22 protein-coding genes and 1 pseudogene are annotated in these 24,894 nt (G+C 66.6%); 15 read left to right on the forward strand and 8 right to left on the reverse strand.

The genetic code is table 11. The features are described 5' to 3' along the window. The first annotated feature begins 30 nt into the window (after positions 1-30). The 6 genes from AC07XB_RS23655 to AC07XB_RS23680 all read left to right on the forward strand — a co-directional run bounded on the left by AC07XB_RS23655 (position 31) and on the right by AC07XB_RS23680 (position 6,993). On the forward strand, positions 31-1,059 hold the full coding sequence (locus AC07XB_RS23655; protein WP_492375156.1) for an NAD(P)H-dependent flavin oxidoreductase: 1,029 nt from the start codon (positions 31-33) through the stop codon (positions 1,057-1,059). A gap of 54 nt (positions 1,060-1,113) precedes the next feature. Next, positions 1,114-1,896 (forward strand): 2-keto-4-pentenoate hydratase, encoded by a 783-nt coding sequence (locus AC07XB_RS23660; RefSeq protein ID WP_492826825.1) that lies wholly within the window; start codon positions 1,114-1,116, stop codon positions 1,894-1,896. Positions 1,897-2,032: 136 nt separating this feature from the next. Then, positions 2,033-3,913, forward strand: coding sequence for a feruloyl-CoA synthase (locus AC07XB_RS23665; protein WP_492826827.1), 1,881 nt, complete (start codon positions 2,033-2,035; stop codon positions 3,911-3,913). 11 nt (positions 3,914-3,924) lie between these two features. Beyond that, on the forward strand, positions 3,925-4,881 hold the full coding sequence (locus AC07XB_RS23670; RefSeq protein WP_492826829.1) for an acetaldehyde dehydrogenase (acetylating): 957 nt from the start codon (positions 3,925-3,927) through the stop codon (positions 4,879-4,881). Positions 4,882-4,916: 35 nt separating this feature from the next. Then, positions 4,917-5,954 carry a 4-hydroxy-2-oxovalerate aldolase gene (gene dmpG / locus AC07XB_RS23675; RefSeq protein WP_492826831.1) on the forward strand — a complete coding sequence of 346 codons (1,038 nt, stop codon included), beginning with the start codon at positions 4,917-4,919 and terminating at the stop codon, positions 5,952-5,954. Further along, positions 5,938-6,993 carry an FAD-binding oxidoreductase gene (locus tag AC07XB_RS23680; RefSeq protein WP_492826833.1) on the forward strand — a complete coding sequence of 352 codons (1,056 nt, stop codon included), beginning with the start codon at positions 5,938-5,940 and terminating at the stop codon, positions 6,991-6,993. The genes dmpG and AC07XB_RS23680 overlap by 17 nt, the downstream gene beginning before the upstream one ends. Positions 6,994-7,160: 167 nt before the next feature. Here the strand turns inward: AC07XB_RS23680 and AC07XB_RS23685 are convergent, their stop codons facing one another. After that, a complete protein-coding gene (locus tag AC07XB_RS23685; RefSeq protein ID WP_492826835.1) occupies positions 7,161-8,468 on the reverse strand; it encodes an NAD(P)/FAD-dependent oxidoreductase in 1,308 nt (435 codons plus the stop codon). Continuing rightward, entirely contained in the window at positions 8,465-9,097 is a 633-nt protein-coding gene (locus tag AC07XB_RS23690; RefSeq protein WP_492813287.1) for an HAD family hydrolase, read from the reverse strand. Before AC07XB_RS23690 ends, AC07XB_RS23685 begins: the two co-directional genes overlap by 4 nt. Before the next feature lie 125 nt (positions 9,098-9,222). Between AC07XB_RS23690 and AC07XB_RS23695 the strand changes: the two genes are divergently transcribed. From AC07XB_RS23695 to AC07XB_RS23710, 4 genes are all read left to right on the forward strand, one after another. Continuing rightward, positions 9,223-10,221, forward strand: a complete 999-nt coding sequence (locus AC07XB_RS23695) for a LysR family transcriptional regulator (protein WP_492826837.1) — start codon at positions 9,223-9,225, stop codon at positions 10,219-10,221. After that, on the forward strand, positions 10,218-10,586 hold the full coding sequence (locus AC07XB_RS23700) for a hypothetical protein (protein WP_492826839.1): 369 nt from the start codon (positions 10,218-10,220) through the stop codon (positions 10,584-10,586). The genes AC07XB_RS23695 and AC07XB_RS23700 overlap by 4 nt, the downstream gene beginning before the upstream one ends. A gap of 82 nt (positions 10,587-10,668) precedes the next feature. Then, complete coding sequence (locus AC07XB_RS23705) at positions 10,669-11,046, forward strand: hypothetical protein (RefSeq protein WP_492375146.1); 378 nt, start codon at positions 10,669-10,671, stop codon at positions 11,044-11,046. 72 nt (positions 11,047-11,118) lie between these two features. Further along, positions 11,119-12,150, forward strand: coding sequence for a sensor domain-containing diguanylate cyclase (locus tag AC07XB_RS23710; protein WP_492375145.1), 1,032 nt, complete (start codon positions 11,119-11,121; stop codon positions 12,148-12,150). Positions 12,151-12,178: 28 nt separating this feature from the next. On the opposite strand, the gene AC07XB_RS23715 is transcribed toward AC07XB_RS23710, so the two are convergent. The 4 genes from AC07XB_RS23715 to AC07XB_RS23730 form a co-directional block, all read right to left on the reverse strand. Beyond that, positions 12,179-13,090 carry an HpcH/HpaI aldolase/citrate lyase family protein gene (locus AC07XB_RS23715; RefSeq protein WP_492375144.1) on the reverse strand — a complete coding sequence of 304 codons (912 nt, stop codon included), beginning with the start codon at positions 13,088-13,090 and terminating at the stop codon, positions 12,179-12,181. Further along, a complete protein-coding gene (locus AC07XB_RS23720) occupies positions 13,087-13,743 on the reverse strand; it encodes an RraA family protein (protein WP_492826841.1) in 657 nt (218 codons plus the stop codon). Before AC07XB_RS23720 ends, AC07XB_RS23715 begins: the two co-directional genes overlap by 4 nt. Positions 13,744-13,752: 9 nt before the next feature. After that, positions 13,753-15,105, reverse strand: a complete 1,353-nt coding sequence (locus AC07XB_RS23725; RefSeq protein ID WP_492387158.1) for an MFS transporter — start codon at positions 15,103-15,105, stop codon at positions 13,753-13,755. A 376-nt stretch (positions 15,106-15,481) separates the two neighbouring features. Next, a complete protein-coding gene (locus AC07XB_RS23730) occupies positions 15,482-16,231 on the reverse strand; it encodes a FadR/GntR family transcriptional regulator (RefSeq protein ID WP_043354300.1) in 750 nt (249 codons plus the stop codon). 488 nt (positions 16,232-16,719) lie between these two features. Here AC07XB_RS23730 and gabT point away from each other — a divergent pair, with 488 nt between their 5' ends. The 4 genes from gabT (at position 16,720) to AC07XB_RS23750 (ending at position 22,626) form a co-directional block, all read left to right on the forward strand. Next, the gene (gabT, locus tag AC07XB_RS23735; protein WP_174425308.1) at positions 16,720-17,982 is read left to right on the forward strand and encodes a 4-aminobutyrate--2-oxoglutarate transaminase; all 1,263 of its coding nucleotides are present in this window, start codon (positions 16,720-16,722) and stop codon (positions 17,980-17,982) included. 106 nt (positions 17,983-18,088) lie between these two features. Continuing rightward, complete coding sequence (locus tag AC07XB_RS23740; RefSeq protein ID WP_492826844.1) at positions 18,089-19,816, forward strand: thiamine pyrophosphate-binding protein; 1,728 nt, start codon at positions 18,089-18,091, stop codon at positions 19,814-19,816. Positions 19,817-19,842: 26 nt separating this feature from the next. Continuing rightward, positions 19,843-21,090, forward strand: coding sequence for a Zn-dependent hydrolase (locus AC07XB_RS23745; protein WP_492826846.1), 1,248 nt, complete (start codon positions 19,843-19,845; stop codon positions 21,088-21,090). 36 nt (positions 21,091-21,126) lie between these two features. After that, positions 21,127-22,626, forward strand: a complete 1,500-nt coding sequence (locus AC07XB_RS23750) for an aldehyde dehydrogenase (protein ID WP_492372274.1) — start codon at positions 21,127-21,129, stop codon at positions 22,624-22,626. Positions 22,627-22,684: 58 nt separating this feature from the next. Here the strand turns inward: AC07XB_RS23750 and AC07XB_RS23755 are convergent, their stop codons facing one another. Together AC07XB_RS23755 and AC07XB_RS23760 are read right to left on the reverse strand one after the other, a co-directional pair. Continuing rightward, a complete protein-coding gene (locus AC07XB_RS23755) occupies positions 22,685-23,440 on the reverse strand; it encodes a response regulator transcription factor (protein ID WP_492826848.1) in 756 nt (251 codons plus the stop codon). 420 nt (positions 23,441-23,860) lie between these two features. Beyond that, on the reverse strand, positions 23,861-24,316 hold the full coding sequence (locus AC07XB_RS23760) for a DUF3331 domain-containing protein (protein ID WP_492826850.1): 456 nt from the start codon (positions 24,314-24,316) through the stop codon (positions 23,861-23,863). 393 nt (positions 24,317-24,709) lie between these two features. Between AC07XB_RS23760 and AC07XB_RS23765 the strand changes: the two are divergent. Continuing rightward, positions 24,710-24,894 (forward strand): annotated as a pseudogene (locus AC07XB_RS23765) (hydrolase); the annotation flags it as partial.

The raw sequence follows: 24,894 nt of genomic DNA on the forward strand, positions 1-24,894 counted from the left end.
CCGATCAGCATGAGACAAGAACGAGACAAGATGAACGCCCCCAACGCATCGCCCAACACATCAGCCTGCGCCTCGCACGCTGCCGTGCGCAACGTCTTCGCCCGCGCGCGTCTGCCGGTCATGGGCGCGCCCATGTTCCTGGTCTCTGGCCCGGAACTGGTGGCCGCCAGCCTCAAGGCCGGCATCGTCGGCACCTACGCCGCACCGAACGCGCGCAACCTGGCCGCGCTCGATGCGGCGCTGGCGCAGATCGCAGCCGAGGCCGCCCATCACCCGCAAGTGCCCTGGGCACTGAACATGATCGTCCACAGCAGCTATGACCGCTTCGAGGCGGAAATGGCACTGGTGGAACGGTATCGCCCAGGCATCGTGACCACGGCGCTGGGCAGCCCCCGGCGCGTGCTCGAGCGCGTGCACGGCTACGGCGGGCTGGTGATGGCGGATGTCATCTCGCCGGCACTGGCCCGCAAGGCGATCGACGCCGGAGTCGATGGCCTGGTGCTGGTCACCAGCGGTGCCGGCGGCCACACCGGCACCTATCACCCCTTCGCCTTCCTGGCGGAAGTGCGCCGCTTCTGGGACGGCCCGGTTGGGTTGGCGGGCGCCATATCCAGCGGTGCGCAGATACGGGCCGCGCAGTTGCTGGGCGCCGATTTCGTGGTGGTCGGCACCCGCCTGATCGCAACGCGGGAGAGCATGGCGGCGCCCGCTTACCGCGACATGCTGGTGGCCAGCAATATGGAGGACCTGGTGCAGTCCACCGCCGTATCGGGCGTGATGGCGAACTGGCTCAAGCCGACGGTTGCGGCGGCGGGATTCACCCCCGACAAGCTCAAGGAGGAGAAGAAGATCGATTTCTCCGGCGACATTGCCTCGGCGCCGAAGGCATGGCGGGACGTGTGGTCGGCAGGCCATGGTGTCGGCGCCATCGATGCGGTCGGCTCGGTCGAGGACGTGGTCACGGCGCTGGCTGACAGCTATGCCGCCTGCCTGGCGGGAGAAGCTGAGCAGATCCTGCAGTTGCTGCCGAGATATCGCGCAGCCCGGGCCGCCGCCTAGGCTGGCGGACAAGCAGGCAATGACCAGACAACAAGCATCACGAGGTAGACAACGATGAAAGATACCCCCATCCAGCAGGCGGCCGAGGCTCTGTACCAGGCCCGCCGCGAGCGCAGCCCCATCGCCAGGGTCTCGGAGACCTTCGGCATCGACGGACTCGAGGCGGCCTATGCCGTTGCCGCCGCCAACACGGGACGCGCGCTGCGCGAAGGCCGCGTCATCAGCGGCAAGAAGATCGGCCTGACATCGAAGGCCGTGCAGGCGCAACTCGGCGTCGACCAGCCGGATTTCGGCGTGTTGTTCGCGGACATGGAGTTCCTGTCCGGCGCGGCCATTCCCTCGGGCTCACTGATCCAGCCGAAGGCGGAAGGGGAGGTCGCCTTCGTCATTGGCCGCGATCTTGATGACGAGGCAATGACCTGGGGGCGTTTCCTCCGTGCCATCGAATTCGCATTGCCCGCCATCGAGATCGTCGACAGCGCCATCCAGGACTGGAAGATCACGCTGGTCGATACGGTGGCGGACAACGCGTCCTGCGGTCTCTACGTGCTCGGCACCGATCCGAAGCGCGTGACCGACCTGGCGCTGGCCGATTGCGCGATGCGTTTCACGCGCAACGCCGAACCGGCGTCGGAGGGCAACGGCGCCGCCTGCCTGGGCCACCCGCTGCATGCCGCCTGGTGGCTGGCACGCACCATGACCGTGATGGGCGAGCCGCTGCGGGCTGGCGACGTCGTGCTCTCTGGCGCGCTTGGGCCCATGTTCAAGATCGGCAGTGGCGACGCGCTGCATCTGGAGATCGAAGGGCTGGGGCAGGTGCGCTGCCAGGTGGATTGACGCTAACGCCCGTCGCAAGAACGGGCGATTCGGAGACAACAATGGGAATCAAATACGCTGCCGCAATTGCGGCGGGGATCATGGTGTCCGCGTGGGCCGCTACGGGCTGCATTCTCGCCAAGCTGGAGGAGGGCGCATGGACGCAAACCAATTGACTCGCGCGTCCGCCGTCGGCCGCCGCGCCGCCGGACCAGATGCTGGCCTGCGGCTGGCAGAGCCCAGCATCCTGCGCACCGACCTGCCCGATGGCAGCTTTGTCTTACGCTCCTCGGTACCGCTGGCAGATTTCGATCGCTGCATCGGCGAATGGCTCGCACGATGGGCGGCCAAGGCGCCTGCGCGCGTCTTCCTGGCGGAGCGCCGAGGTTCGGGCTGGCATACCGTCAGCTACGGCGAGGCCCATGCCACGGTCCGCAATATCGGCCAGGCGTTGCTGGATCTCGATATTGCGCCGGAAGATCCCGTGGTCGCGCTGTCGGACAACAGCGTGAACCTGGCACTGCTGTCGCTGGCGGCCATGCACGTGGGACTGCGCATCGCGGTGGTGTCGTCAGCCTATACCAGGATGAGCAGCGATCACGCCAAGCTGCACGCCATCCTCGCCAGCTTGCATCCCGGCCTCGTCTATGCGGAGGACGCCGCCTTGTACGCAGCGGCGATACGGCGCGCCGGGCTCTCGTGCCCCGTGGTCTATGCGCAGGGCGCGGCCGGCGGCGAGTTGCCGTTCTCCGCGCTTTGCGCGGCCAGTGCCGGGCCCGGCGTGGATGAGGCGCTGCGCAGCATCGCGGGCGCCACCATAGCCCGCATCCTGCTGACTTCCGGCTCCACCGGGGCCCCCAAGCTGGTGCCGAATACGCACGAGATGCTGTGCGCCAACCAGCAGATGATCGCGCAGTGCTGGCCGTTCGTCGACGAAACGCATCCCGTGGTGCTGGACTGGCTGCCGTGGAGCCATACCTTCGGCGCCAACCACAATTTCAACCTGGTGCTGCGCAATGGCGGCGCCCTGTACATCGACGACGGCCGCCCCGCGCCGGGCCTGATCGAGCGGACCATCGAGGGCATCCGCCAGGTTCGCCCGACGCTGTTCTTCAATGTGCCCAAGGGCTATGACGCGTTGCTGCCCTACCTGGAGGCGGATGAAGCCCTGGCCACGGCGCTGTTCGAACGGCTGGACATGCTGTTCTTCGCGGCCGCGGCCCTGCCGCAGAGGACTGCGGAGCGCCTGCGCGCGGTGGCGCGCGGCGCCCGGCATCGATCGTTGTTCTTCACGACGGAGTGGGGTTCGACGGAGACTTCGCCAGTGGTGACCAGCGCGCATTTCTCGTCCTCGGACCCGCGCAATATCGGCGTGCCTGTTCCCGGCGTCGAGCTGAAGTTCGTGCCGTGCCAGGGCAAGCACGAACTGCGGGTGCGCGGGCCGTCTATCTTCGCTGGCTATCTCGGCGACGAGGAGAAGACGCGCGCCGCGTTCGACGAGCAAGGCTTCTACTGCATGGGCGATGCGGGCCGGCTCGCCGATCCGGCCGACCCGAACAGCGGCGTCATCTTCGATGGCCGGGTGTCCGAAGACTTCAAGCTGACGACGGGCACCTGGGTATCGGTCGGCTCGCTGCGCGTGCGCGCGGTCTCGGCGATGTCGCCCTATGCGCTGGATATCGTCGTCACCGGGCACGATCGCGATGAAGTCGGCTTGCTGGTGTTTCCCAGCGCGAAGCTGCGTGCGCTTGCCAACGACCAGGACGGCACGCTTTGCGGTAAGTCGCTGGGGCTGGTGCCGGCCGTGCGGCGAGCGCTTGGCGCGGTGCTGGCCGACCTTGGCAGGGGTGCCGGGTCTTCCCAGCGGCCGGCGCGCGCGGTGCTGCTGTCCGCTGCGCCGGCGATCGAGCAGGGCGAAATCACCGACAAGGGCTACATCAACCAGCGCGCGGTACTGACGCTGCGCGCCAGCGATGTGGACCGCCTGTATTCGGACTGCCAGTCCGTGATCTATCCAAACAACATCTCCCAGGGCTAACGGAAGCAATCATGACCCAGACACTGAAGGCCGCGATCGTCGGCTCCGGCAATATCGGCACGGACCTGATGATCAAGATACTGCGCCATGGCCAACACCTCGAAATGGGCGTCATGGTCGGCATCGACCCCGCCTCGGACGGTCTTGCGCGCGCCGCCCGGCTTGGGGTTGCCACGTGCGCGACGGGCGTGGCTGGCCTGGTCGACATGCCGGCGTTCGCCGATATCGACATTGTGTTCGATGCCACCTCGGCCGGCGCCCATATCGAGAACGACAAGCTGTTGCGCACACGCAAGCCGGGCATTCGCGTGGTCGACCTGACGCCGGCCGCCATCGGCCCGTATTGCGTCCCCGTGGTCAACCTCGATGCCAACCTCGATGGCCGCAACGTCAACATGGTCACCTGCGGCGGGCAGGCCACCATTCCCATCGTCGCGGCCGTTGCCTCGGTGGCACAGGTTCACTACGCGGAGATCGTGGCTTCGATCTCCAGCAAGTCGGCCGGACCGGGAACGCGCGCCAATATCGACGAGTTCACGGAAACCACCTCCCGTGCGCTGGAAGTGGTAGGTGGCGCCCGCAAGGGCAAGGCCATCATCGTGCTCAATCCGGCGGAGCCGCCGCTGTTGATGCGCGACACGGTGTACACGCTGTCGGATATGGCAGACACCACGCGCATCGAGGCAGCGGTGGCGGCCATGGTGGCTCGCGTCAACGCCTACGTGCCCGGCTACCGGCTCAAGCAACGGGTGCAGTTCGAGCGATTCGACGAAAGCCAGCCGCTGAACATCCCGGGCGTCGGGCGCATGAGCGGGCTGAAGACCTCGGTCTTCCTCGAAGTGGAGGGCGCCGCTCACTATCTGCCCGCCTATGCCGGCAACCTGGACATCATGACTTCGGCAGCGCTGGCCACCGCCGAGCAGCTCGCGCGGCGCGTGCTTGCCGCGCGCGAGGCCGCGGTAGCGTGAAGAACCCAAGCCCAGGACAAAGCCCAGGACAAAAGATGGAAACCAAGCTCTATATCTCCGATGTGACCCTGCGGGACGGCTCGCACGCCATCCGCCACCAGTACAGCATTGCGCAGGTCAAGGCCATTGCGCGCGCGCTGGACGAGGCCAACGTCGATTCAATCGAAGTCGCGCATGGCGACGGCCTGCAAGGCTCCTCATTCAACTACGGCTTCGGCGCGCACAGCGACGTGGAGTGGATCGCAGCCGCCGCCGAATCTGTCACCCGCGCCAAGATCGCCACCTTGCTGCTGCCGGGAATCGGCACCACGCATGACCTGCGCGCCGCCTATGACGCGGGGGCTCGCGTGGTCCGGGTGGCAACGCATAGCACCGAAGCGGACATTTCCCGCCAGCATATCGAGTACGCGCGCGAACTCGGCATGGATACCGTGGGATTCCTGATGATGAGCCACATGACAACGCCGCAGGCTCTCGCCCAGCAAGCCAAGCTGATGGAAAGCTACGGCGCCACCTGCGTCTATGTGGTGGACTCCGGCGGTGCACTGACCATGAACGACGTGCGCGACCGCTTCCGCGCCTTCAAGGACGTGCTGAATCCCGCCACGCACACCGGCATGCACGCGCACCACAACCTCAGCCTGGGCGTGGCCAACTCCATCGTCGCGGTCGAGGAAGGCTGCAACCGGATCGACGCCAGCCTGGCCGGGATGGGCGCCGGCGCGGGCAATGCGCCGCTGGAAGTGTTCATCGCTGCGGCCGAGCGCCAGGGCTGGTCGCATGGCTGCGACCTCTACAAGCTGATGGACGCCGCTGACGACCTGGTGCGCCCACTGCAGGACCGTCCGGTGCGGGTCGACCGCGAGACGCTCGCCCTGGGCTACGCGGGCGTGTACTCGAGCTTCCTGCGGCACGCGGAAACGGCGGCTGCCCAGCATGACCTGAAAACAGTCGACATCCTGGTTGAACTCGGCAAGCGCCGCATGGTGGGGGGGCAGGAAGACATGATCGTGGACGTCGCCCTGGATCTGAAGGCACGGCAACTGGAAGCGCAAGATGGCGCCCGACACTGAAGCGCAGCTGGCGCGGCCAGCGGACCAGTCCGAGCCGGGGGTGACACTGACCTTCGCGCCGGCGGGTGTCCAGTTGCGGTGTGCGCCCGGCGCGTCGCTGCTGGATACCGCCGTGTCGCAAGGCTTCTTCCCGAAACACAGTTGCCGCCGGGGCGAGTGCAATGCATGCGAGGCACGGGTGATCGCCGGGGAGGTCGCTTACCCTGCCGGCTTCATCCCGGAAGGGGTGCGGCCGGGGCACTGCCTGACCTGCGTGGCGCGGCCGGTGACCGATGTCATCATCGAAGCGCCGGAAGTCTGCGCCATTCCCGGCCGCCGGGTGGTGCAAGCGCCCGCGCGGGTGGCGCAGGTGCGCCGGGTGAGCCCGGATGTGGCCATCGTGTCGTTGCACGTGCAGGGAGGGACGGATTTCTCGTTTTCCCCCGGCCAGTATATGGACGTGATCCTGCGCGACGGCACGCGGCGCAGCTATTCCATGGCAAACGCGCCGGATGCGCAGGGCACGATCGAATGGCATGTCCGCGCAATGCCCGGCGGGCGGTTCTCGCCGCATGTGTATGAGAAGCTGAAGCAGAGGGACGTGCTGCGGCTGGAAGGGCCGTTCGGGGCGTTCATCCTGCAGGATTCCGATGCCCCGGTCATCCTGCTGGCATCCGGCACGGGCTACGCGCCAATTGCCTCGTTCATGCGTAGCCACCACGAGGCGCTCGCAAGACGAGGTGCCACGCTTTATTGGGGTGGCCGGCGCAAGGAGGACCTCTACGCGTGGGACGACGCGGTGCACTGGGCTGCTTCCAGCGAACGCTTGCATTTCGTTCCCGTGCTGTCCGAGCCGGATGGCCCATGGACAGGGCGCACGGGCTTTGTGCACGAGGCGGTCGCTTGCGACTTCCCGGATCTCTCGGCGTTTGAGGTGTACGCCTGTGGCAATCCGCTGATGGTGGATGCAGCCAGCCACGTGCTGACGCGCGACAACGGGCTGCTTGCGGGCCGGTTCCATAGCGACGCGTTCATCACGGCAATCAAGCCGGCAAGATAGACGCCACGTCTTTCGTCGGGAAAGCGCGGTCGGGCCTGGATCAAGACATATCAAGGCATATCAAGACATAGCTAGCCGCAGCGCAGGAGGATCGTGAAAATCTCCGCGCAAACGGCATCTGGAGGAGACACAATGGCGCGCCAGGCCGCCCCCGCCTGGCGCCATCCTCAGTGCAGCCGCGTGCCCGCCGCCAGCAAACGCTCCAGCCCCTGGGCCAGCGTCATGCCCAGCGCGCGTCCCCAGCCGTGGATGGCGAGCACGTGCCGGCGGTAGACGGCATGGTGGAGCAGGGCGGCAAACCTGCCTTCGATATGCCAGCCGCTCTCCTTGCCCGGCGCGGCCAGGCTGGCGATGGCGTTGCTTCCCGCCAGGCAGACCAGCGAGCCATAGTCGCGATACCGGAACCCCTCGGTGTGCTTGCCCGCCAATCGCCGTGGCAACGCTTGCGCAAGATACAGCGCTTGCTGATAGGCAACCTGCGCGCGCGTCGGGAGCTCCGCATCGAGGTCCTGGGGCCGGCAGCTGGCGCAGTCGCCGATCGCGTAGATATGTTCGTCCTCGACGCTCTGCAGGGTGGGCAGCACGCGGATCTGCCCTTTGGCATTGACCGGCAGCCCGAAGCTGGCCAGCATGCCCGGCGCGGCTATGCCGGCCGCCCACACCACGACATCCGCCTGCATGGGTGCCTGGCCGGCCATGGTCAGGCCGCTCTCGCTGACGGACGTCACGCGGGCGCCGCACTGGACGCGGATGTTCAGCCGCGCGAGCTGTTCGCCGGTGCGATCCGCGATCCGGGCGCCGAGGCCGGGGAGCACCCCGGGGGAGGCTTCTATCAGGCAGATGTCCACGTCCTTCACCGGGTCGAGCCGGTGGATGCCGTAACGGTTCAGCACGCTGGACGTGCGGCGCAACTGGGCCGCGAGCTGCACGCCGGTGGCGCCCGCGCCGACGATGGCGACGCGGACTGTGCCGGTGGGCGCTTGCGGCTGTGCCGCGGCCTGCGCGGTCTTGCGGCGCAAGGCGGTGAACACGCGGTCACGCACCTGCTCCGCGCTGCTCACGCTGTCCAGCGTCAGGGCGTGCTCACGCGCGCCGGGCACGCCGAAGTACTGCGTGACGCCGCCAACGGCAAGCACCAGCTTGTCGTAGCCGATGGACTGGATCTCTGCGCCCTCGCCATGGCCGGTGCCGGCGATAGCCACGGAGATGGTGCGGTTGATGCGATCCACCGCCTGCAGGTCGCCCTGCACGTAGCGGAAGCGATGGCGCTCGGCCTGCAGCGCGAAGGACGTATGGTGAACCACGGGCTCGAGCCTGCCCGCGGCCACTTCATGCAGCAGCGGCTTCCACAGGTGCGTGGGGCTGCGGTCGACCAGCACGATTTCGGCGAGGCCTGGCTTGCCTAGCCGCCTGGCGAGGCGGGTGGCGACCTGCAGCCCGGCGGCGCCGCCGCCGACGATCACGATGGTGCTCATGGGAAACTCCGTGATTGGGGTCTTGTTGCGGCAAGCGGCTCCGGCCGCCGCTTGCCGTCCACGCTGCACTCCAGCGCGTGGAAGTCCGGCCAGAGCGCATCCGGCGATCCTGAAAGCACAACGGATCCCTCTGCCTGGCGCGGCGCATCGTCATACGCCGGCTGAACACTGGCTGTGTGCATGCCGACGGCTTGCGCGGCGCGCAGGCTGCTCGGCGTGGCGCCAACCAGCAAGGCGCGGTGCGCGGGCACGTCGGCGGTGCGCAGGATCAGCCGGTAAAGCTCGATCTCGGTTTCCCGGGGCAGCAGCGCGTCCGCCGTGGCGACGACGGTAAAGCGGCCCATCCAGTCTGGCCCGATGGCGCCATCGAGCAGCACGCGCAGCCCACGCGATGCGACCGGCGCGGCAAGCGCCAGCCGCGCGCCGCCCAGCTCCGCGCTGCGCATGAGCTGCATGGCCTGGGCACGGATTTCGATCGACTGGCCGGCACGCGCGCCGGTGCAAGCATCCTCATGCCAGCGCAGCAGGGCGTCGCGTTCTCGCGGTGCTGCGCCGAAGCCGGACTGGCGCAGGTCGTCCGCGCGGATGAGTACATCGTCCAGGGTAAGCACCAGCAATTCCAGCGACATTTTTCGTCTCCCTATGCACTACGTTTCGATACGCGGACGCGATTGCGTTTCCGGTCAGGGCACTATAAGGTAGCCGCTTCATATTGAAAAATTGGTTTATAAAACCGACCAATAGGTTTTCTACTATGAATCGCACCACCACCTTCCGGCAGCTCAATGCCATCGATGCCATTGCCCGCCTGGGCGGTGTTTCCCGCGCGGCGGAGGAATTGCACATCACGCAGCCAACGGTGTCGCTGCAGCTCAAGCTGCTCGAGGAAGCGATCGGGGCGCCGCTGCTGCAGCGCGCGGGCCGGGGCACGCAGCTCACGCCCGCCGGTGAGGTGATGGCGGGCTACGCCGGTCAGATCCTGCGGCTGTGGCGCGAAGCCACCGAGGAGGTGGCGGCGCTCAAGGGCAACCTGGCCGGCACGCTGCGGGTCGGCGCCATCACGACGGCGGAGTACCTGCTGCCCTCGATGCTGGTGGCATTCACCGCGGACCAGCCCGACGTCAAGATCAAGCTCCATGTGGGCAATCGCGAGGAGATCGTGCGGATGCTGGCCATGCATGAGATCGACCTTGCCATCATTGGCCGGCCGCCCACGGACATCCGCACGCAGGCGACGCCGTTCGCCAAGCACCCCATGGCATTCATCGCGGCGCCGGACCACCCTTTGATGGCGCGCCGCAATCTCACGCTGCAGGACCTGGTGGCGGAGAACCTGCTGGTGCGCGAGCGCGGCTCCGGCACGCGCAATACCGTGGAGCGGCTGTTCAGGGAGGCCGGCCTGCGGCTGCCCCTGGGGTCCGAGCTGTCCAGCAACGCGGCGATCAAGCGGATGGTGTCGGCAGGGTTGGGGCTTGCATTTCTCTCCCTGCACGCCTGCACCCTGGAATTCCAGGCCGGGCTGATCGGGCTGTTGCCGCTGCAAGGCAATCCCATCGAGCGCGACTGGTACGTACTGAACCTGCCGGGCGTGCGCCTGCCGCGAGTGGCGGTTGCCTTCCGTGGCTACCTGGTGGAGCAAGGCCAGGCGGAAATCAACCGGCAGCTGGAGTCCTTTGACGTGATACTGCGCCGCCTGCACGCGCGCGCCCGGCGCCAGCGCAAGGCAACGCCTGCGCAAGGGGAGCGATCATGAGGCCCGGCATGCCGATGCGCCATGTCATGGTGGCGCTTGCGCTCGGGCTGGCATGCACGGCGGCGCAGGCCCGCGGGCCGGAGGTGCCGTACAATCCGCCTCCCATTCAGGATCTGGCGCAGATACAGCAGGCTGCGGCGGCGTTCGTGGCTGCGCAGAACCAGCAAGCGGGCACCCGCTGGGTAGCGGGCGAGCCGAACAACAAGGTGCTGGCGCCCCGCTGCGCCAAGGCCTTGGGTGTGCAATGGGCGCCGAAAAGCCAGGGGCTATCCAGCCAGAGCGTAGCGGTGCGCTGCCCGCGTACCGCAGGCGGCTGGACCCAGCGCTGGGAGGTCTTTGTCCCGGTGAGGCAGGCCGCACGTTGACGCGCCGGCGCGTTGGCCAGTTGGTCCGTTGGCCCGCTGGCGAATGGGAAACCCCTTGGTTTGGGCAATCACTTAACAATACATGAAGAAAAAGTCTCTTCTAATTGCTGCCGCGGCAATCGCCGTCCTGGCTTACCCCGCGTATCTCTACTGTTATTACGGCGTGGCCTATGGCGGCAAGGCGTACAGCCCCAACGGGGCCTTCTACTATCAGAAATACAAGCTGGCCAGCTGGCGTAGCTGGGTGCCGATCATGGCCTTTCCGGGACAAGGCTCGGACAAGCTCTACTATGTGAACGGCTATGTGCGGGTGTACACCGCCGACGGGAAGCAGATCGGCCAGGCATCGGCGTCCGGCGTGCCGTTGGCGGAGGTGTTCTGGGCTGGCGACGCGCTGGTGGTGATGGACGGCAGCTCCGATCAGGATGGCCCCATCATGCTGCCGGGGCGCTCGGACTGACCGGCGCAAGGCATTCAAGTTTGCGGATGGCTCGCCGTTAGGAGGGGCACTCGTTGAATTCGAATGTAGACCTTGCGCCCCGCCACTGAATACGACCGCCCCGCCAGCAGGCTGCTGCCGGCCGAGATTGACGCCGGCGGGCAGCATCCCGAGCCGTCCGTCACCGACTGGCTGCTGCACGATGACCAGGTGATCCGCGAATGCTTCCGCCATGCCGCCGCGATCCTGAAGAATGCGACGGGTGCCGCCATGACGGCGGTCACGCTGCTCGACGAGGAGCACCAGCACTATCGGGCCGCGGCGGGCATGCCGCTTTCGCCTATCTCGCGCAAGCATTCGCTTTGCGACCATGTGGCGCGGCACGGCGACCTGTTCGTGCTCGAGGACGCGCTGGCCGATCCACGCTTTGGCGAATGCATGCTGGTCAGATGCTTCCCCTTCGTGCGTTTCTACGCAGCGATCCCGATCAAGGCGCCCTGTGGCACGGTCGTCGGTGCGCTCTGCGCGATGGATTCGGCGCCGCACCGCATCACCCTGGCGCAGTGCGAGGTCTTCAGGCACCTGCGTGCCATGGTCGAGAACGATCTGAAGCTGCGCACTGCCACCGCGATCGATCCGCTCACGCAACTGTTCAACCGGCGCGCCATGCTGGAGAGCGTTCGCCGCAGATGGCATGAAACGGCCGACGGAGAAGAAATCGGCGCGGTCATGGTCGACGTCGACTGGTTCAAGCGATACAACGACGCCTACGGGCATCCGGCGGGCGACACCTGCTTGCGCGAGGTCGCATCGGTGCTGCAATCGATTGCGGATGCGCATCGCATGATCGCCGGGCGCCTGGGCGGGGAAGAGTTCGGGCTGCTTCTGTGCGGCGCGCCACGGCCAGCGCTGGAGACGGCGCTGGAAGACCTGCGCCTGAGCGTGGAGCGCTTGAAGATAGAGCATCGCGGCTCGCCGTTCGGCAGCGTGACGCTGAGCATCGGCGCATCGCTGGCGCGCAAGAAGGGCGCCGTCGAGCCCGGGTCTCGCGAGGGGTTCGCGCTTGCGGACCGCGCGCTCTATATGGCCAAGGCCGACGGCAGGAACAAGGTGGTCATCATCTAGATGGGCAACTCGCTGGCTGGCTAACTCGCTAGCAGGCCGCCGTGCCTGCGGCGGCCTGCGCCCATTGCACGAACCCGGCATGGCGCGCCAGCAGGCGGCGTGCCGTGTTGTAGTCCGGCGAATCGATGCGCGGGCCCTGTGCGAGCTTGCCGTCGCGCACCGCCTCATACCTGCCAACCCTGTCTTGCGCCTGCGCGACCTGCTGCGCCGATGGCGTCAGCGCGGCGTGTATCGCGGCGACCTGATGCGGGAACACCGTGCATTTCGCCTTCAGCCCGATCCGCCGGGCCCAGGCGAGGTCCTCAGCCAGCGCCGTAGCATCCTGGTAGTTGAACGGACAGTCGATCGGCACGCAGCCCGCGGCAATGCAGTCCACCAGGAAGCGCGAGCGCACATGATGCAGCTCGACGCCGTCCGGGCCGCGCACCGCATCGAGATCCGCGCTCAGGTCTTCCGCCGCCAGCAGGCAGGCACTGACGCGCGGGCTGGCCGACAGGATGGCTGGCGCGGCAACGATGCCCCGCGCGGATTCCAGCGTTGGCACGATTTCGGTGTGGCCTTGCGGCAAGCCAAGCTCGCGCTCAAGGCCGGTGATCAGCTGGTCGAGCGCCAGGATCTGCGCGCCCGACTCGGTGTGCGGCAGCAGGATCGCCGCGGGCGCACCCGGCAGCACGCCGCGCAGGTCATCCAGCCCGTCGCCATCCAGCTTGTTGACGCGCACGGCGCCGACAATGCCGCGTGCCCGGCATTCGCCCATCAGGGCGGCGATCCGCGCGCGCGCCGCGGGACGGTCCGCGGGGCTGGTGAATTCCTCCAGGTCGGCGACCACCACATCCGGGCCGCTCTCCAGGGCCGCGTGCTGGCGGACGGGGTCCAGGCCGGGTACGAACAGCCAGCTGCGCCGCAGTCCAGGCGGCCGTCTTGTTGCTTGGCTGCTCATGGTGTTTCTCTCGTAGCGGGCGCGTGGCCATCGCCCTGGAACAGCACGGCACTGGCCGGCTCACCCGCCTGCAGGCGGCCCAGGATCGCCGGCTCGGCTTCATCGGAAGCCAGCGTCTGGTTGATGATGCCGGCGGCGACATCCGGCGCCAGGAACAGCACGCCGTTGTCATCCGCCAGCACGATGTCTCCCGGGTTGACGGTGACGCCGCCGCAGATCACCGGCTCATTGACGGCGCTGCCGCCGTCGTCGATGCGCTTGGTGGTCAGGACGCTGGTGCCGCGCGCGAACACCGGCATCCCCATGGCGCGCAGCTCCAGGATGTCCGTCACCACGCCGTCCACGATGATGCCCCTGGCGCCGGCGCACAAGGCTGCGGTGCCGGTGACGGCGCCAACGGGGGCATGCGCATGGTCGCCGCAGGCGTCGATCACCAGCACATCGCCGGGCGCGAGGCTGGCCAGCGCCCGGTTCACGGCAATGGCGTTGGGCGTGGCCAGGCGCAGCGTGACGGCACGGCCAACGACCTTCACGTTGGGCGCGAGCGCGCGGATCTCGTGGCTGGCAAAACCGTCTTCAAGGAAGTGCCCGAGCGTGGGGAAGCTCACCCGTTCAAGCTGGCGCAGCAGTGCCGTGTCAAGTTTGGCTTGCATGGCGCTCACTCAGGACAGCGAGGTGGTGGCGTCCACCCCGGTGGCCGCCGCCGGGGCATGCCTGCTGAGCGTCTCGGCCAGCAGCAGCAGGGCGGCGGCGGAAATCAGCGCGGAGCCGATCATGTACCACGCAACGGAAGAGCCGCGGCCCGTGGCGGACAGCAGCGCGGTGGTGATGATCGGCGTGGCGGCGCTCCCCAGCAGCCCGGACAGCATGTAGCTGATCGACAGGCCCGAGTAACGCACCTTGGTGCCGAACAGCTCCGCCAGGAACGTGGCGATCGGGCCGTAGTTGGCCGCGAAGGCGCTCATCATCAGCAGGTAGCCGAGCAGGGCGAACGAGAATACCTTGGTGTCCAGCAGCCAGAACAGCGGGAAGGCTAGCAGCGCCTCGGCGATGATGCCGCCGATGATCACCGGCTTGCGGCCCACCTTGTCCGACAGCAGGCCAAACAGCGGCAGCAGCACGATGCACAGCGCGCACGAGATCAGCGCGATGGTGAGCATCTGGTTGCGGGAGAAGCCAAGCGTCTGCGTGCCGTACGTCAGCCCGAACGCCACGATCAGGTTGAAGGCCGTGCCGGTCGACATCGTCGCGATGCCGCCCAGCAGGACCTGCTTCCACGATTTCGTCAGCACTTCCGCCAGCGGGATCTTCACCTGCGCGGCGGTGGCCTTGACCTTGCTGAACGACGGCGTTTCCGACGTGTTCAGGCGGATGTACATGCCCACGCCCACCAGCAAGACGCTGGCCAGGAACGGAATGCGCCAGCCCCAGGACAACAGCGCCTCATTCGATAGCACGGCATTGCAGAGCAGGAACGCCAGGTTGGCGATCAGCGTGCCGGCGGGCACACCGATCTGCACCCACGATCCGTACAGGCCGCGCTTGTCGGCCGGGGCGTGTTCCACCGCCATCAGCACCGCGCCGCCCCACTCGCCGCCCAGGGCCAGGCCCTGTATCACGCGCAAGGTGAGCAGCAGGATGGGCGCCCAGATACCGATCGAGCGGTAGTCCGGCAGCAGGCCGATGGCAAAGGTGGCCGAGCCCATCATGATGAGCGAGATCAGCAGCATGGACTTGCGGCCGACCTTGTCGCCGAAGTGGCCGAACAGCGCGGCGCCGAGGATGCGGGCCAGATAGGCCGATGCGAAGGTGCCAAAGGCGAGCAACGTGCCGGTGAGCGGGTCAAAGGCCGGGAAGAAGACCTTGTTGAAGACCAGGGCCGAGGCCGTGGCGAAGATAAACAGGTCGTACCACTCGACCGTGGTGCCGATGACGCTGGCCGCGGCAATCTTCTTCATGTTGCGGGGCGCTCGCCCGGCTTCGGGCTGGTGGGTGGGGGCGTGGTCGGGGTTCATGAGGCTTTCCAGTAATGCGGGCAGGCTTGGGCACGCGTGAGGTAAGGGGGCCGGTGCGGGGTGATGCTTTGGATCTTTTTGTTCGGGTGGTCAGGCCAATATAGCGTAGATGACCGAGAAATTAAGCGTAATAGGTAGTTGTTCTAGGTCTGGTGGGCGGGTGGTCCGGCCTGTTGGGGCGAATTTCACCACTTCGGCTTCGTTAACGCAAGCCACGTGCCAGCAACAAAAGTGACTAAATGGCACTTTTCGCTAAAGTCTGCGCGTGGAATTGGTGCGAAAGTGGGCGGCGGGAGGCGCTGGGTTGGGCCTGGCTTGCACCAGCGGTGTGCGCCCGGACCCGGATTGCCCGGGCCCGGCAAAGGGTCTGTCTGGCCTACTCGGCGATGTCCTCGGACAAGCGCGACACAATCGCCAGCAGATGGAACGACATGGCGTGGCGCGCCCGGATGGGGTCCCGCGCCACAATCGCGCTGACGATGCGGTCGTGCTCGCCAACCGCCGCGCGCCAGGCAGACGCATCCACAAAGTGCTTGTCGAGCCGCTTATACAAGGGGCTGGCCTCGCACAGATCCCATACATGGGTGACCACCGATGCCAGCGCCGCATTGCCGCAAGCATCGGCGATGGCCTGGTGGAAGGCTCGGTCATGCGCGAAGTCGCCAGCTTCCGGCGACTGATCGGGGTTCATCTTCCGGTGCGCCTCTTCGATGGCGGCGATCTGCTCGGGGGTGCCTTGCTGGGCTGCCAGCGCCGCGCATTCCGGTTCGAACAGCGTGCGCGTCTCGATCAGCTCGAACGGGCTGGCTTCCAGCGCCGCGCCCAGGCGGGCATCGATCTCGGCAGCCGGATCGGGCTCGGTGCCGTTGGTGGCGGCCTGCCCGTTCTCCTTGGGTTCCAGCACGAATACGCCGCTGCCGACGCGCACCTCGATATAGCCGCCGATCTCGAGCGCGATCAACGCTTCGCGCAACGTCGAGCGCGCGACGTTGAGCTGCTCGGCCAGCTCGCGCTCCGCGGGCAGGCGCTCGCCGGGGGCGAACTCGCCTGCGCTGATTTTCTTGGCAATCTGGTCGGCGATCAGCCGGTAAAGGCGCTGCGCTGAAACCGCTTGAAGTAAGGACATGAAGGCAAGGCCGCTGCAAATTGACTGATGGTCTGATCAATACAGCAAAACCCGGTGTCTGTTCAAGGGGCAGGGTGGGTTTCTCCCGGCTTTCCGGGGCGCGAGCGGGAGTGGTCCGGCCAATATGGCCTCGGATTGGCAGCAAGCCGGGCATGCGCTCCGGGTGCTATCGGTCATCTTTCCCGCACATCGCTGCGCGTGTACTGGGCAAAACGTGAAGCAATCGCCTTCAATTGGACTGACCACCCTGTCAAAAAATCAAAAGATTTGGCAATTTTCCTGCGAAAGCCATAGAATTGGTCCGGCCACCGGTTGAGTTACAAGCCCGGCGACACAGAAAGCGGCTTTAGCGTCATCCGGCGGGTCGCACTGGTCTGACCCGAAGCCTGACCCGAAGCGCTTTCCCCCGATTTCCCGGCCGGCCCCTCACGGCGCCGGCCGTCCAGATCCAGACAAGACAGCAGGACACCAATGCAATGGAGCATGCAATGAAGAACGCAGACCTGGTACGCCGCAAAGATGCCGCCACGCCCCGTGGCGTTGGTGTGATGTGCAACTTCTATGCCGAGCGCGCCGAGAACTCGGAACTGTGGGATGTCGAAGGCAACCGCTACATCGACTTCGCGGCTGGCATCGCCGTGCTCAATACCGGTCACCGCCATCCGCGCCTGGTGCAAGCCATGCAGGCACAGATGGAGCGCTTCACGCACACCGCCTACCAGATCGTGCCCTATGCCAGCTATATCGAGCTGGCCGAGAAGATCAACGCCCGCGCGCCGGGCGCGTTCGCCAAGAAAACCGCGTTTTTCACCACCGGCGCCGAGGCTGTGGAGAACGCCATCAAGATCGCTCGTGCCGCGACTGGCCGCCCGGGCGTGATCGCCTTCTCCGGCGGCTTCCACGGCCGCACCATGATGGGCATGGCGCTGACCGGCAAGGTCGTGCCGTACAAGGTGGGGTTTGGCCCGTTCCCGGGCGACGTGTTCCACGCACCGTACCCGTACGGGTTGCATGGCGTGAGCGTGCAGGATTCGATCAACGCGCTGCACCAGTTGTTCAAGGCGGATGTGGACCCCAAGCGGGTCGCGGCCATCATCTTCGAGCCGGTCCAGGGCGAGGGTGGTTTCAACGTGGCGCCCGCCGAGTTCGTGCGCGCGCTACGCGGCATCTGCGACGAGCACGGCATCCTGCTGGTGGCCGATGAAGTGCAGACCGGCTTCGGCCGCACCGGCAAGCTCTTTGCCATGGAGCACTACGACGTCACGCCGGACCTGACCACCATGGCCAAGAGCCTGGCCGGCGGCATGCCTTTGTCGGCCGTTTGCGGCAGGGCCGAGATCATGGACGCGCCGGCCCCCGGCGGGCTGGGCGGCACCTACGCCGGCAACCCGTTGGCGGTGGCTTCGGCGCTGGCGGTGCTGGACGTGCTGGAGAGCGAGAAGCTGATCGAGCGCGGCGCCGCGCTCGGCCAGCGGCTGCAGGACAAGCTGGCTGGCCTGAAGTCGCGCGTGCCGGAGATCGGCGAGGTCCGCGGCGTGGGCGCCATGATTGCCGTGGAGTTCCGCAAGGCCGACGGCCGCCCCAATCCCGAATTCACGCGGCAAGTGCAAGACCGCGCCCTGGAGCGCGGCCTGCTGCTGCTCTCCTGCGGTGTCTACGGCAACGTGGTGCGCTTCCTGTTCCCGCTGACCATCCCCGACGCCGTGATGGACGAAGGGCTGGGCATCCTGGAGGCCGCGCTCCTGCAGTAACCGCCTGCGCGCAAGCTCAGGCTCGCAAACATCGTATTCAAGACTTCGAAGGATCGCCGCACCCAAGCTGAAGCGCGCGGCGATCGCAAAAACGGAATTCACGACCATGAACAAGCAATCGCCGCAAGCATTGCCGGCGCGCGCAGAGCGCAACGGTGGCCAGATCCTCATCGACCAACTGATTATCCAGGGCGTGAAGCGCGTCTTCCTGGTGCCGGGAGAAAGCTACCTGCCTTGCATCGATGCGCTGTACGACCATCAGGACAAGATCCAGCCCATCGTCTGCCGGCAGGAAAGCGGGGCGGGCTATATGGCGGAGGCGCAAGGCAAGCTGACCGGCGAGCCCGGCATCTGCTTTGTCACGCGCGGCCCCGGCGCCACCAACGCCAGCATCGCCGTGCACACCGCCTACCAGGATTCGACCCCCATGATCCTGTTCGTTGGCCAGGTCGGCAACGATTTCTACGAGCGCGAAGCGTTCCAGGAGGTCGACTACCGCCGCATGTTTGGCCAGATGACCAAATGGGTGGCGCAGATCGACCGCACCGACCGCATTCCCGAATTCATCGCGCGCGCCTTCGCGGTGGCCACCAGCGGGCGGCCCGGCCCGGTCGTGCTGGCGTTGCCGGAAGACACATTGTGGGGCAAGGCTACGGTGGCCGACGTGCCACGCTACCGGCGTGCCCACAGCGCGCCGACGCCTGGCGCCATGGCCTCGCTGGCCGAACTGATCGAGCAGGCGGAGCGCCCGTTCCTGCTGCTAGGCGGATCGGGCTGGACGCCGGAGGCCTCGCGGCAGATGGAAGGGTTTGCCGAGCGCTTCGCGCTGCCGGTCGGGGTGGCCTGGCGCCGCCTGGAGTGCTTCGACAACCATCATCCGAACTTTGCCGGGCACGTGGGCTGGGCCATGCCCGAATCGCTGCGCAAGCGCGTACAGGAAAGCGACCTGCTGATCGCCGTGGGCACGCGCATGGGCGAGGCTACCAGCGAGGGCTATACGGTGGTGGAGAGCCCGCTGCCGAAGCAGAGGCTGGTCCATGTGTACCCCGACGCCAATGAGCTTGGCCGCGTGTTTCATCCCACGCTGCCGATTGCCGCGGACGTGGTTTCGTTTGCCGCCGCGGTGAGCGAACTCTCCCCATCGCGTTGCCTGGGGGCGCGCAACGCCGGGCACGACGCCCACCAGGTCTACCTGGCCGAGCAGGAACCCAAGGCCGCGCCGGGCGCCCTCAACCTCAACGTGGCCGCCTGCCACGTCCGCGACAACGTGCCGGAGGACACCTGCATTACCGTTGGCGCGGGCAACTACGCCTTGTACCCGCATGCCTACTACCGCTTCAAGGGCGTCGGCACCAGCCTGGCGCCGACCGTGGGATCGATGGGCTACGGCCTGCCGGCGGCCATTGCCGCCAAGCTCGAGAACCCCGGTCGCACCGTGATCTGCTATGCGGGCGATGGTTGCTTCCAGATGAACCTGCAGGAACTCGGCGTCGCCATGCAGTACCGGGTCGGCATCGTCGTACTGGTCTTCAACAACGGTATCTGGGGCACCATCCGCGCGCACCAGGAGCGCGAGTTCCCGGGCCGCACCGTGGCGCTTGGCTTTGACAATCCAGAGTTCAGTGAACTGATCCGAGCCTATCGCGGGTATGGCGAGATTGTCGCCAGTGATGAAGCGTTCGGTCCCGCTTTTGCGCGTGCCCTTGCGTTCGCCAACACCCAGCAGCTGCCTGCCTTGCTGGAGCTGCGCTATGACGCGGACGGCATCGCGCCGGGCATGACCTTGTCGCAGATCCGCTCGGACGCACTCGCCCGGCAAGCGGGCGCGAAGTAATGGCCACGACGGCAAGGAGAGAGAACATGAGCATGCTGGCAATCAACGGCGAGCGCCTGTGGCAGTCGCTGATGGACCTCGCCGCGATCGGCGCCACGCCCAAGGGCGGCAATGCGCGCCTGGCGCTGACGGCGCTGGATGGGCAGGGGCGCGACCTGGTGACCGGTTGGATGCGCGCAGCCGGACTGAGCGTGACGGTCGACCAGGTCGGCAATATCTTTGCCCGCCGGGCAGGGCGCAACAACGCGCTGGCCCCGGTCATGACCGGCAGCCATATCGACACGCAGCCCACCGGCGGCAAGTTCGACGGCTGCTATGGCGTGCTGGCCGGCCTGGAAGTCATGCGCACCCTGAACGACCACGGCATCACCACCGAGGCTCCGCTCGAAGTGGCCATCTGGACCAATGAAGAAGGCTCGCGCTTTGTCCCGGTGATGATGGGTTCCGGCGTGTTTGCCGGCGTCTTTCCGCTGGAGACCGCGCTGTCGGCCACCGATGTCGCGGGCAAGCGGGTGGCGGATGAACTGGCGGCCATCGGCTATGCCGGCGACGCGGAAGTTGGCCGCAAGGTTGGCGCCTACTTCGAAGCCCATATCGAACAGGGGCCGGTGCTCGAGGCCGAGGACAACGTGATCGGCGTGGTGACCGGATCGCTGGGCCTGCGCTGGTACGACGTCACCGTGACCGGCATGGAGGCGCACGCCGGCCCCACGCCGATGCCGCTGCGCAAGGACGCGCTCTATGGCGCCACGTTCCTGATGCAGGAAGTGATCCGCATCGCCAACGACTTCGCGCCGCACGGGCGCGGCACGGTGGGCGTGGTCAAGGTCCATCCGTCGTCGCGCAATGTCATTCCCGGGGCGGTGACGTTCACGGTCGACCTGCGCCACCTCGACCCGGTGCGGCTTGCCGGGATGGATGCGCGCTTTCGCGCGGCTTGCGCCGCCGTCGCGGATGGCACCACCACCGGCGCGGCCATGGATGTGGTTGTGGAAGACGTGCAGTATTTCGCGCCCACGCCGTTCGCGCCCGAGCTGATCCGCCACGTGCGCCAGGAAGCCGCCGCGCGGGGCTACAGCCATCAGGACATCGTCACTGGCGCAGGCCATGACGCGGTCTACATCGCCGGCGTGGCGCCCACCGCGATGATCTTCGTGCCGTGCAAGGACGGCATCAGCCACAACGAAATCGAAGACGCCAAGCCGGAGCATCTGGAAGCCGGGGCCAATGTGCTGCTCGGCGCCATGGTGGCGCAGGCGAACGCGAACGCCTAAGCGGGCCGAAACCCCAATGCATGCCAGGAATCCACGATGAGTGACTTGAGAGATCTCGCCTATTGGCGCAAGCAGGCTGCAACGGTATCGATCCGTTCGCAAGCCTATATCGATGGCCGCTGGGCCGACGCCGCCGACGGCGCCACCTTCGAGACCATCAACCCCGCCACCGGCAAGGCGCTGGCCAGCGTCGCGGCCTGCGGTGCGCAGGACGTCGACCGCGCGGTAGCCGCGGCGCGCAAGGCGTTTCAGTCCGGCGTCTGGTCGGACATGCCGCGCAGCGCCAGGAAGGCCACGCTGCTAAGGCTATCGCACCTGATCGACACGCATCGCGAAGAGCTCGCGTTGCTGGAAACGCTCGACATGGGCAAGCCCATTGCCGAGACGCTGCAATACGACATCCCCGAAGCCGGCCGCACTTATGCCTGGTACGCCGAAGCCATCGACAAGATCTATGATGAGATCGCGCCGACGGGCCCCGACGTGCTGGCCACCATCACGCGCGAGCCGCTAGGCGTGGTGGCGGCGGTCGTGCCCTGGAACTACCCGCTGCTGATGGCCAGCTGGAAGGTGGCGCCCGCGCTGGCCGCCGGCAACAGCGTGGTGCTCAAGCCCGCGGAACAGTCCCCGCTCACCGCGCTGCGGCTGGCGGAACTCGCCGAAGAAGCGGGCATCCCGGCGGGCGTCTTCAATGTGGTGCCAGGTCTTGGCGCCGCCGCCGGGCAGGCACTTGGCCGCCATCCCGACGTGGACTGCATTGCCTTTACCGGCTCCACCGCCACCGGCAAGCGTTTCATGGAGTATTCCGGCCAGTCCAACCTCAAGCGCGTCTGGCTCGAGTGCGGCGGCAAGTCTCCGCATATCGTCTTTGACGACTGCCCCGACCTGGACCGCGCCGCGCAGGCCGCCGCCATCGGCATCTTCAGCAACCAGGGCGAGATCTGCATCGCCGGCTCGCGCCTCTATGTGCAAAGCGGCATCTACGACGCGTTCATGGAGAAGCTGGAAGCACACGCGGCGCGCATGCAGCCGGGCGACCCGCTCGATCCCGCCACCGCCATGGGCGCCATCGTCGACGGCGCGCAACTGCAGCGGGTGATGTCCTATGTGAAGAGCGGCGAGGACGAAGGCGCCCGCCTGCGCGCAGGCGGCAAGCGCGCGCACACGGACAGTGGCGGCTTCTACATGCAGCCCACCATCTTCGAGTGCCCCACGCAGTCGCTCACCATCGTGCGCGAAGAGATCTTTGGTCCGGTGCTGGCGGTGACCCGCTTCGAGTCCGAGGAAGAGGCCATCCGCATGGCCAACGATTCGCCCTACGGGCTGGGCTCGGGACTCTGGACCTCCAACCTGTCCCGCGCCCACCGCGTTTCGCGCAAGCTGCAGGCGGGGCTGGTGTGGGTCAACTGCTATATGGACAGCGACGTGACGGTGCCATTTGGCGGCGTGAAGCAGTCGGGCTCGGGACGGGACAAGTCACTGCATGCGCTGGACAAGTACACGGACCTGAAGACCACGTGGATCAGCCTGGCGTGACCAGGCAACGCGTTGGCCGGCCAGCGCCGGTCAATGCCGATCAACGCCGGTCAGCCGCTCAGAGCAGTTCCATCTGCCGGACGGTGGGGGCGTGGCGGTGTGCCAGCGTCAACGCCGGCACGCCGCCAACCGGCCACGCCAGGCTAAAGCCCTGTTGCCGTGCCTTGTAGGCGGCCTCTTCCTTGCCAGCCACCTGGAGCTGCCTGTACATGGCGCGGGCATGCGTCTTGACCGTCGGCGCCGAGATATTCAGCAGGCGGCCTACGGTCTTGACCGCATGCCCTCGGGAGAGCAGTACCAGCACGTCATACTGGCGTTGCGTCAGTCCCAGTTGCGTTGCTTCTCGTGTCAACCGCTGGCTCCCGGCGGCGGGCCGCGGTGCCAGCGCAGCCGAGGGCAAGGCGGGCAAGGCGGGGAACAGTGAAAGCTGGCCCGCGCCGGCACGCTCCGGCTGACGGGTGGCGATACGCCGGATGGTGGTCCTGAGCACGTCGAGCGGGGCGGATTTTGGCAGGCAGCCGCAGAAGCCTTCGGTGATCTCGCCTTGCGGCAGCTGCAGCGGCACGGCATCGCTGAGCAGCAGCACGCGCGGCGCGGCCCATAGCCTGCGTGCCTGGCCGAGCCATTGCCAGCCCGTGTCAGCATCGGCGGGCATGCCAAAGACGATCAGGTCAACGGTGCCGCCGGCATGCAAATACTCAGGGATTTCCCCCGGGTCGATGGCAGCGACTTGCGCGATGCCAGCAATACTCTCCAGCAGCGTGAGCATTGCAATCCGGAGCAATGGATGGCTTTCAACGAGCACCACGTTCATGCCGTAACTCCCCGTACAAGCGCAAATGCAAGTGCAACGGAGACAGGCTGAACCCGCGGGGATGGTACGACACTGCCAGCGCCGACCAGCGCCGACCAGCGCTTGCGGCAGGTTTTGCAATCCCCGGATTTCCGACCCTGCCCTGGCGGACGCGCCAGGGCGGCTCTGTGCGTCGTAGAGCCTGCCCGAATACGTAATGTTTTTTATCTCGGAGGATATTAGGTTCGGATTCTGTTTGAAATCAAGTGGGCATGTTGCTTGGATGAAACATGAATACGCGCGCTATGCATGTCAAATGCGGTCTTCTGGCTATCTTCGTGCGGCGGTCACGGTGTCAGGCACCTCGGGCCTCACCGGCCCGGGTCGCGATCTTGGCGACGGAGTTGCCCCAGCCGACGCACAGGTCGGGCCGCACATGCCTCATGCCGCCAAGGCATCCTCGCCGCAGACGTCGGCGTCGGTCCCGCACGCTGCATGTAGCGCCGACGCGAGGATCATGGCTTCGGCGTTGCGCGGCGGCGGCCGGCAGGGGCGCGGGCGGTAGACGGCCTGGCCCTTGGCGATGGGCAGGCCGCTGAGGGCGCACACGCCAGCCTCGCGTGCCGATATCGCAGCCCAGATCTGGGCGCCGTAGCGGCAATGGGTGGCGTCGCGCCAGCTGATCACCGCCAAGGTGAGACTGGGTCGCTCCACCACGCTGACGATGGCGGTGTGGCGCCGGTGCCGGGGATCTTCCTCATCGGGCCAGGCGCAGTCGGCGTACAGATGGAAGGTCTGACGCGCACGGAGCAGGCCGATGGTGCTATCCCACGGGTCGGGGCAGTCCGCTTGCGCGCATGGGGTGGATGATGTGGCGGGATTCGGGTGCGCTGGCATGGTCAGCTCCGGATGATGGGGGCGGGCGGGGGAGGCAGCCGGACCCCGTCGCGCGGATGAAGGCTGGCGTGCGGACGCCGACCATAAAGACATCTTATGACGCGCGCCGCGCCGCACGCAGTTGTCCATCGGTGCAGGCGCGGTACGACATTGAGATGGCCGGGTTATACGAACGTAGGAGGCGCCCGCTGCGGATGGGAAGAAGGCCGTTGCCTGCGGGGGGCAATTTCCTTATTTTTCGGTGAGAATCTATGATCAAAATATTTGAATAATGCATCCATGAAATGGCCGATTCTCAGGTGGGTTGCACTCGTATAGTTCAGTTCGTTGGCGGTAGGTACAAAAAACCCTGCCCCATGAAATTCAACCAATTTCAATGAGAGCGCCAAGATCATGTCTAATCCGAAACTCGAAGTCCTGACCCCGCAAAACAGCCAGCTGATCTTCATCGACCACCAGCCGCAGATGGCCTTCGGCGTGCAGTCGATGGACCGCCAGGCTATGAAGAACAACGCGGTGGGCCTGGCCAAGGCGGCCAGGATCTTCAATATCCCCACCACCATCACCACGGTGGAGAG

The organism is Cupriavidus sp. GW821-FHT02F09, from assembly GCF_059421605.1.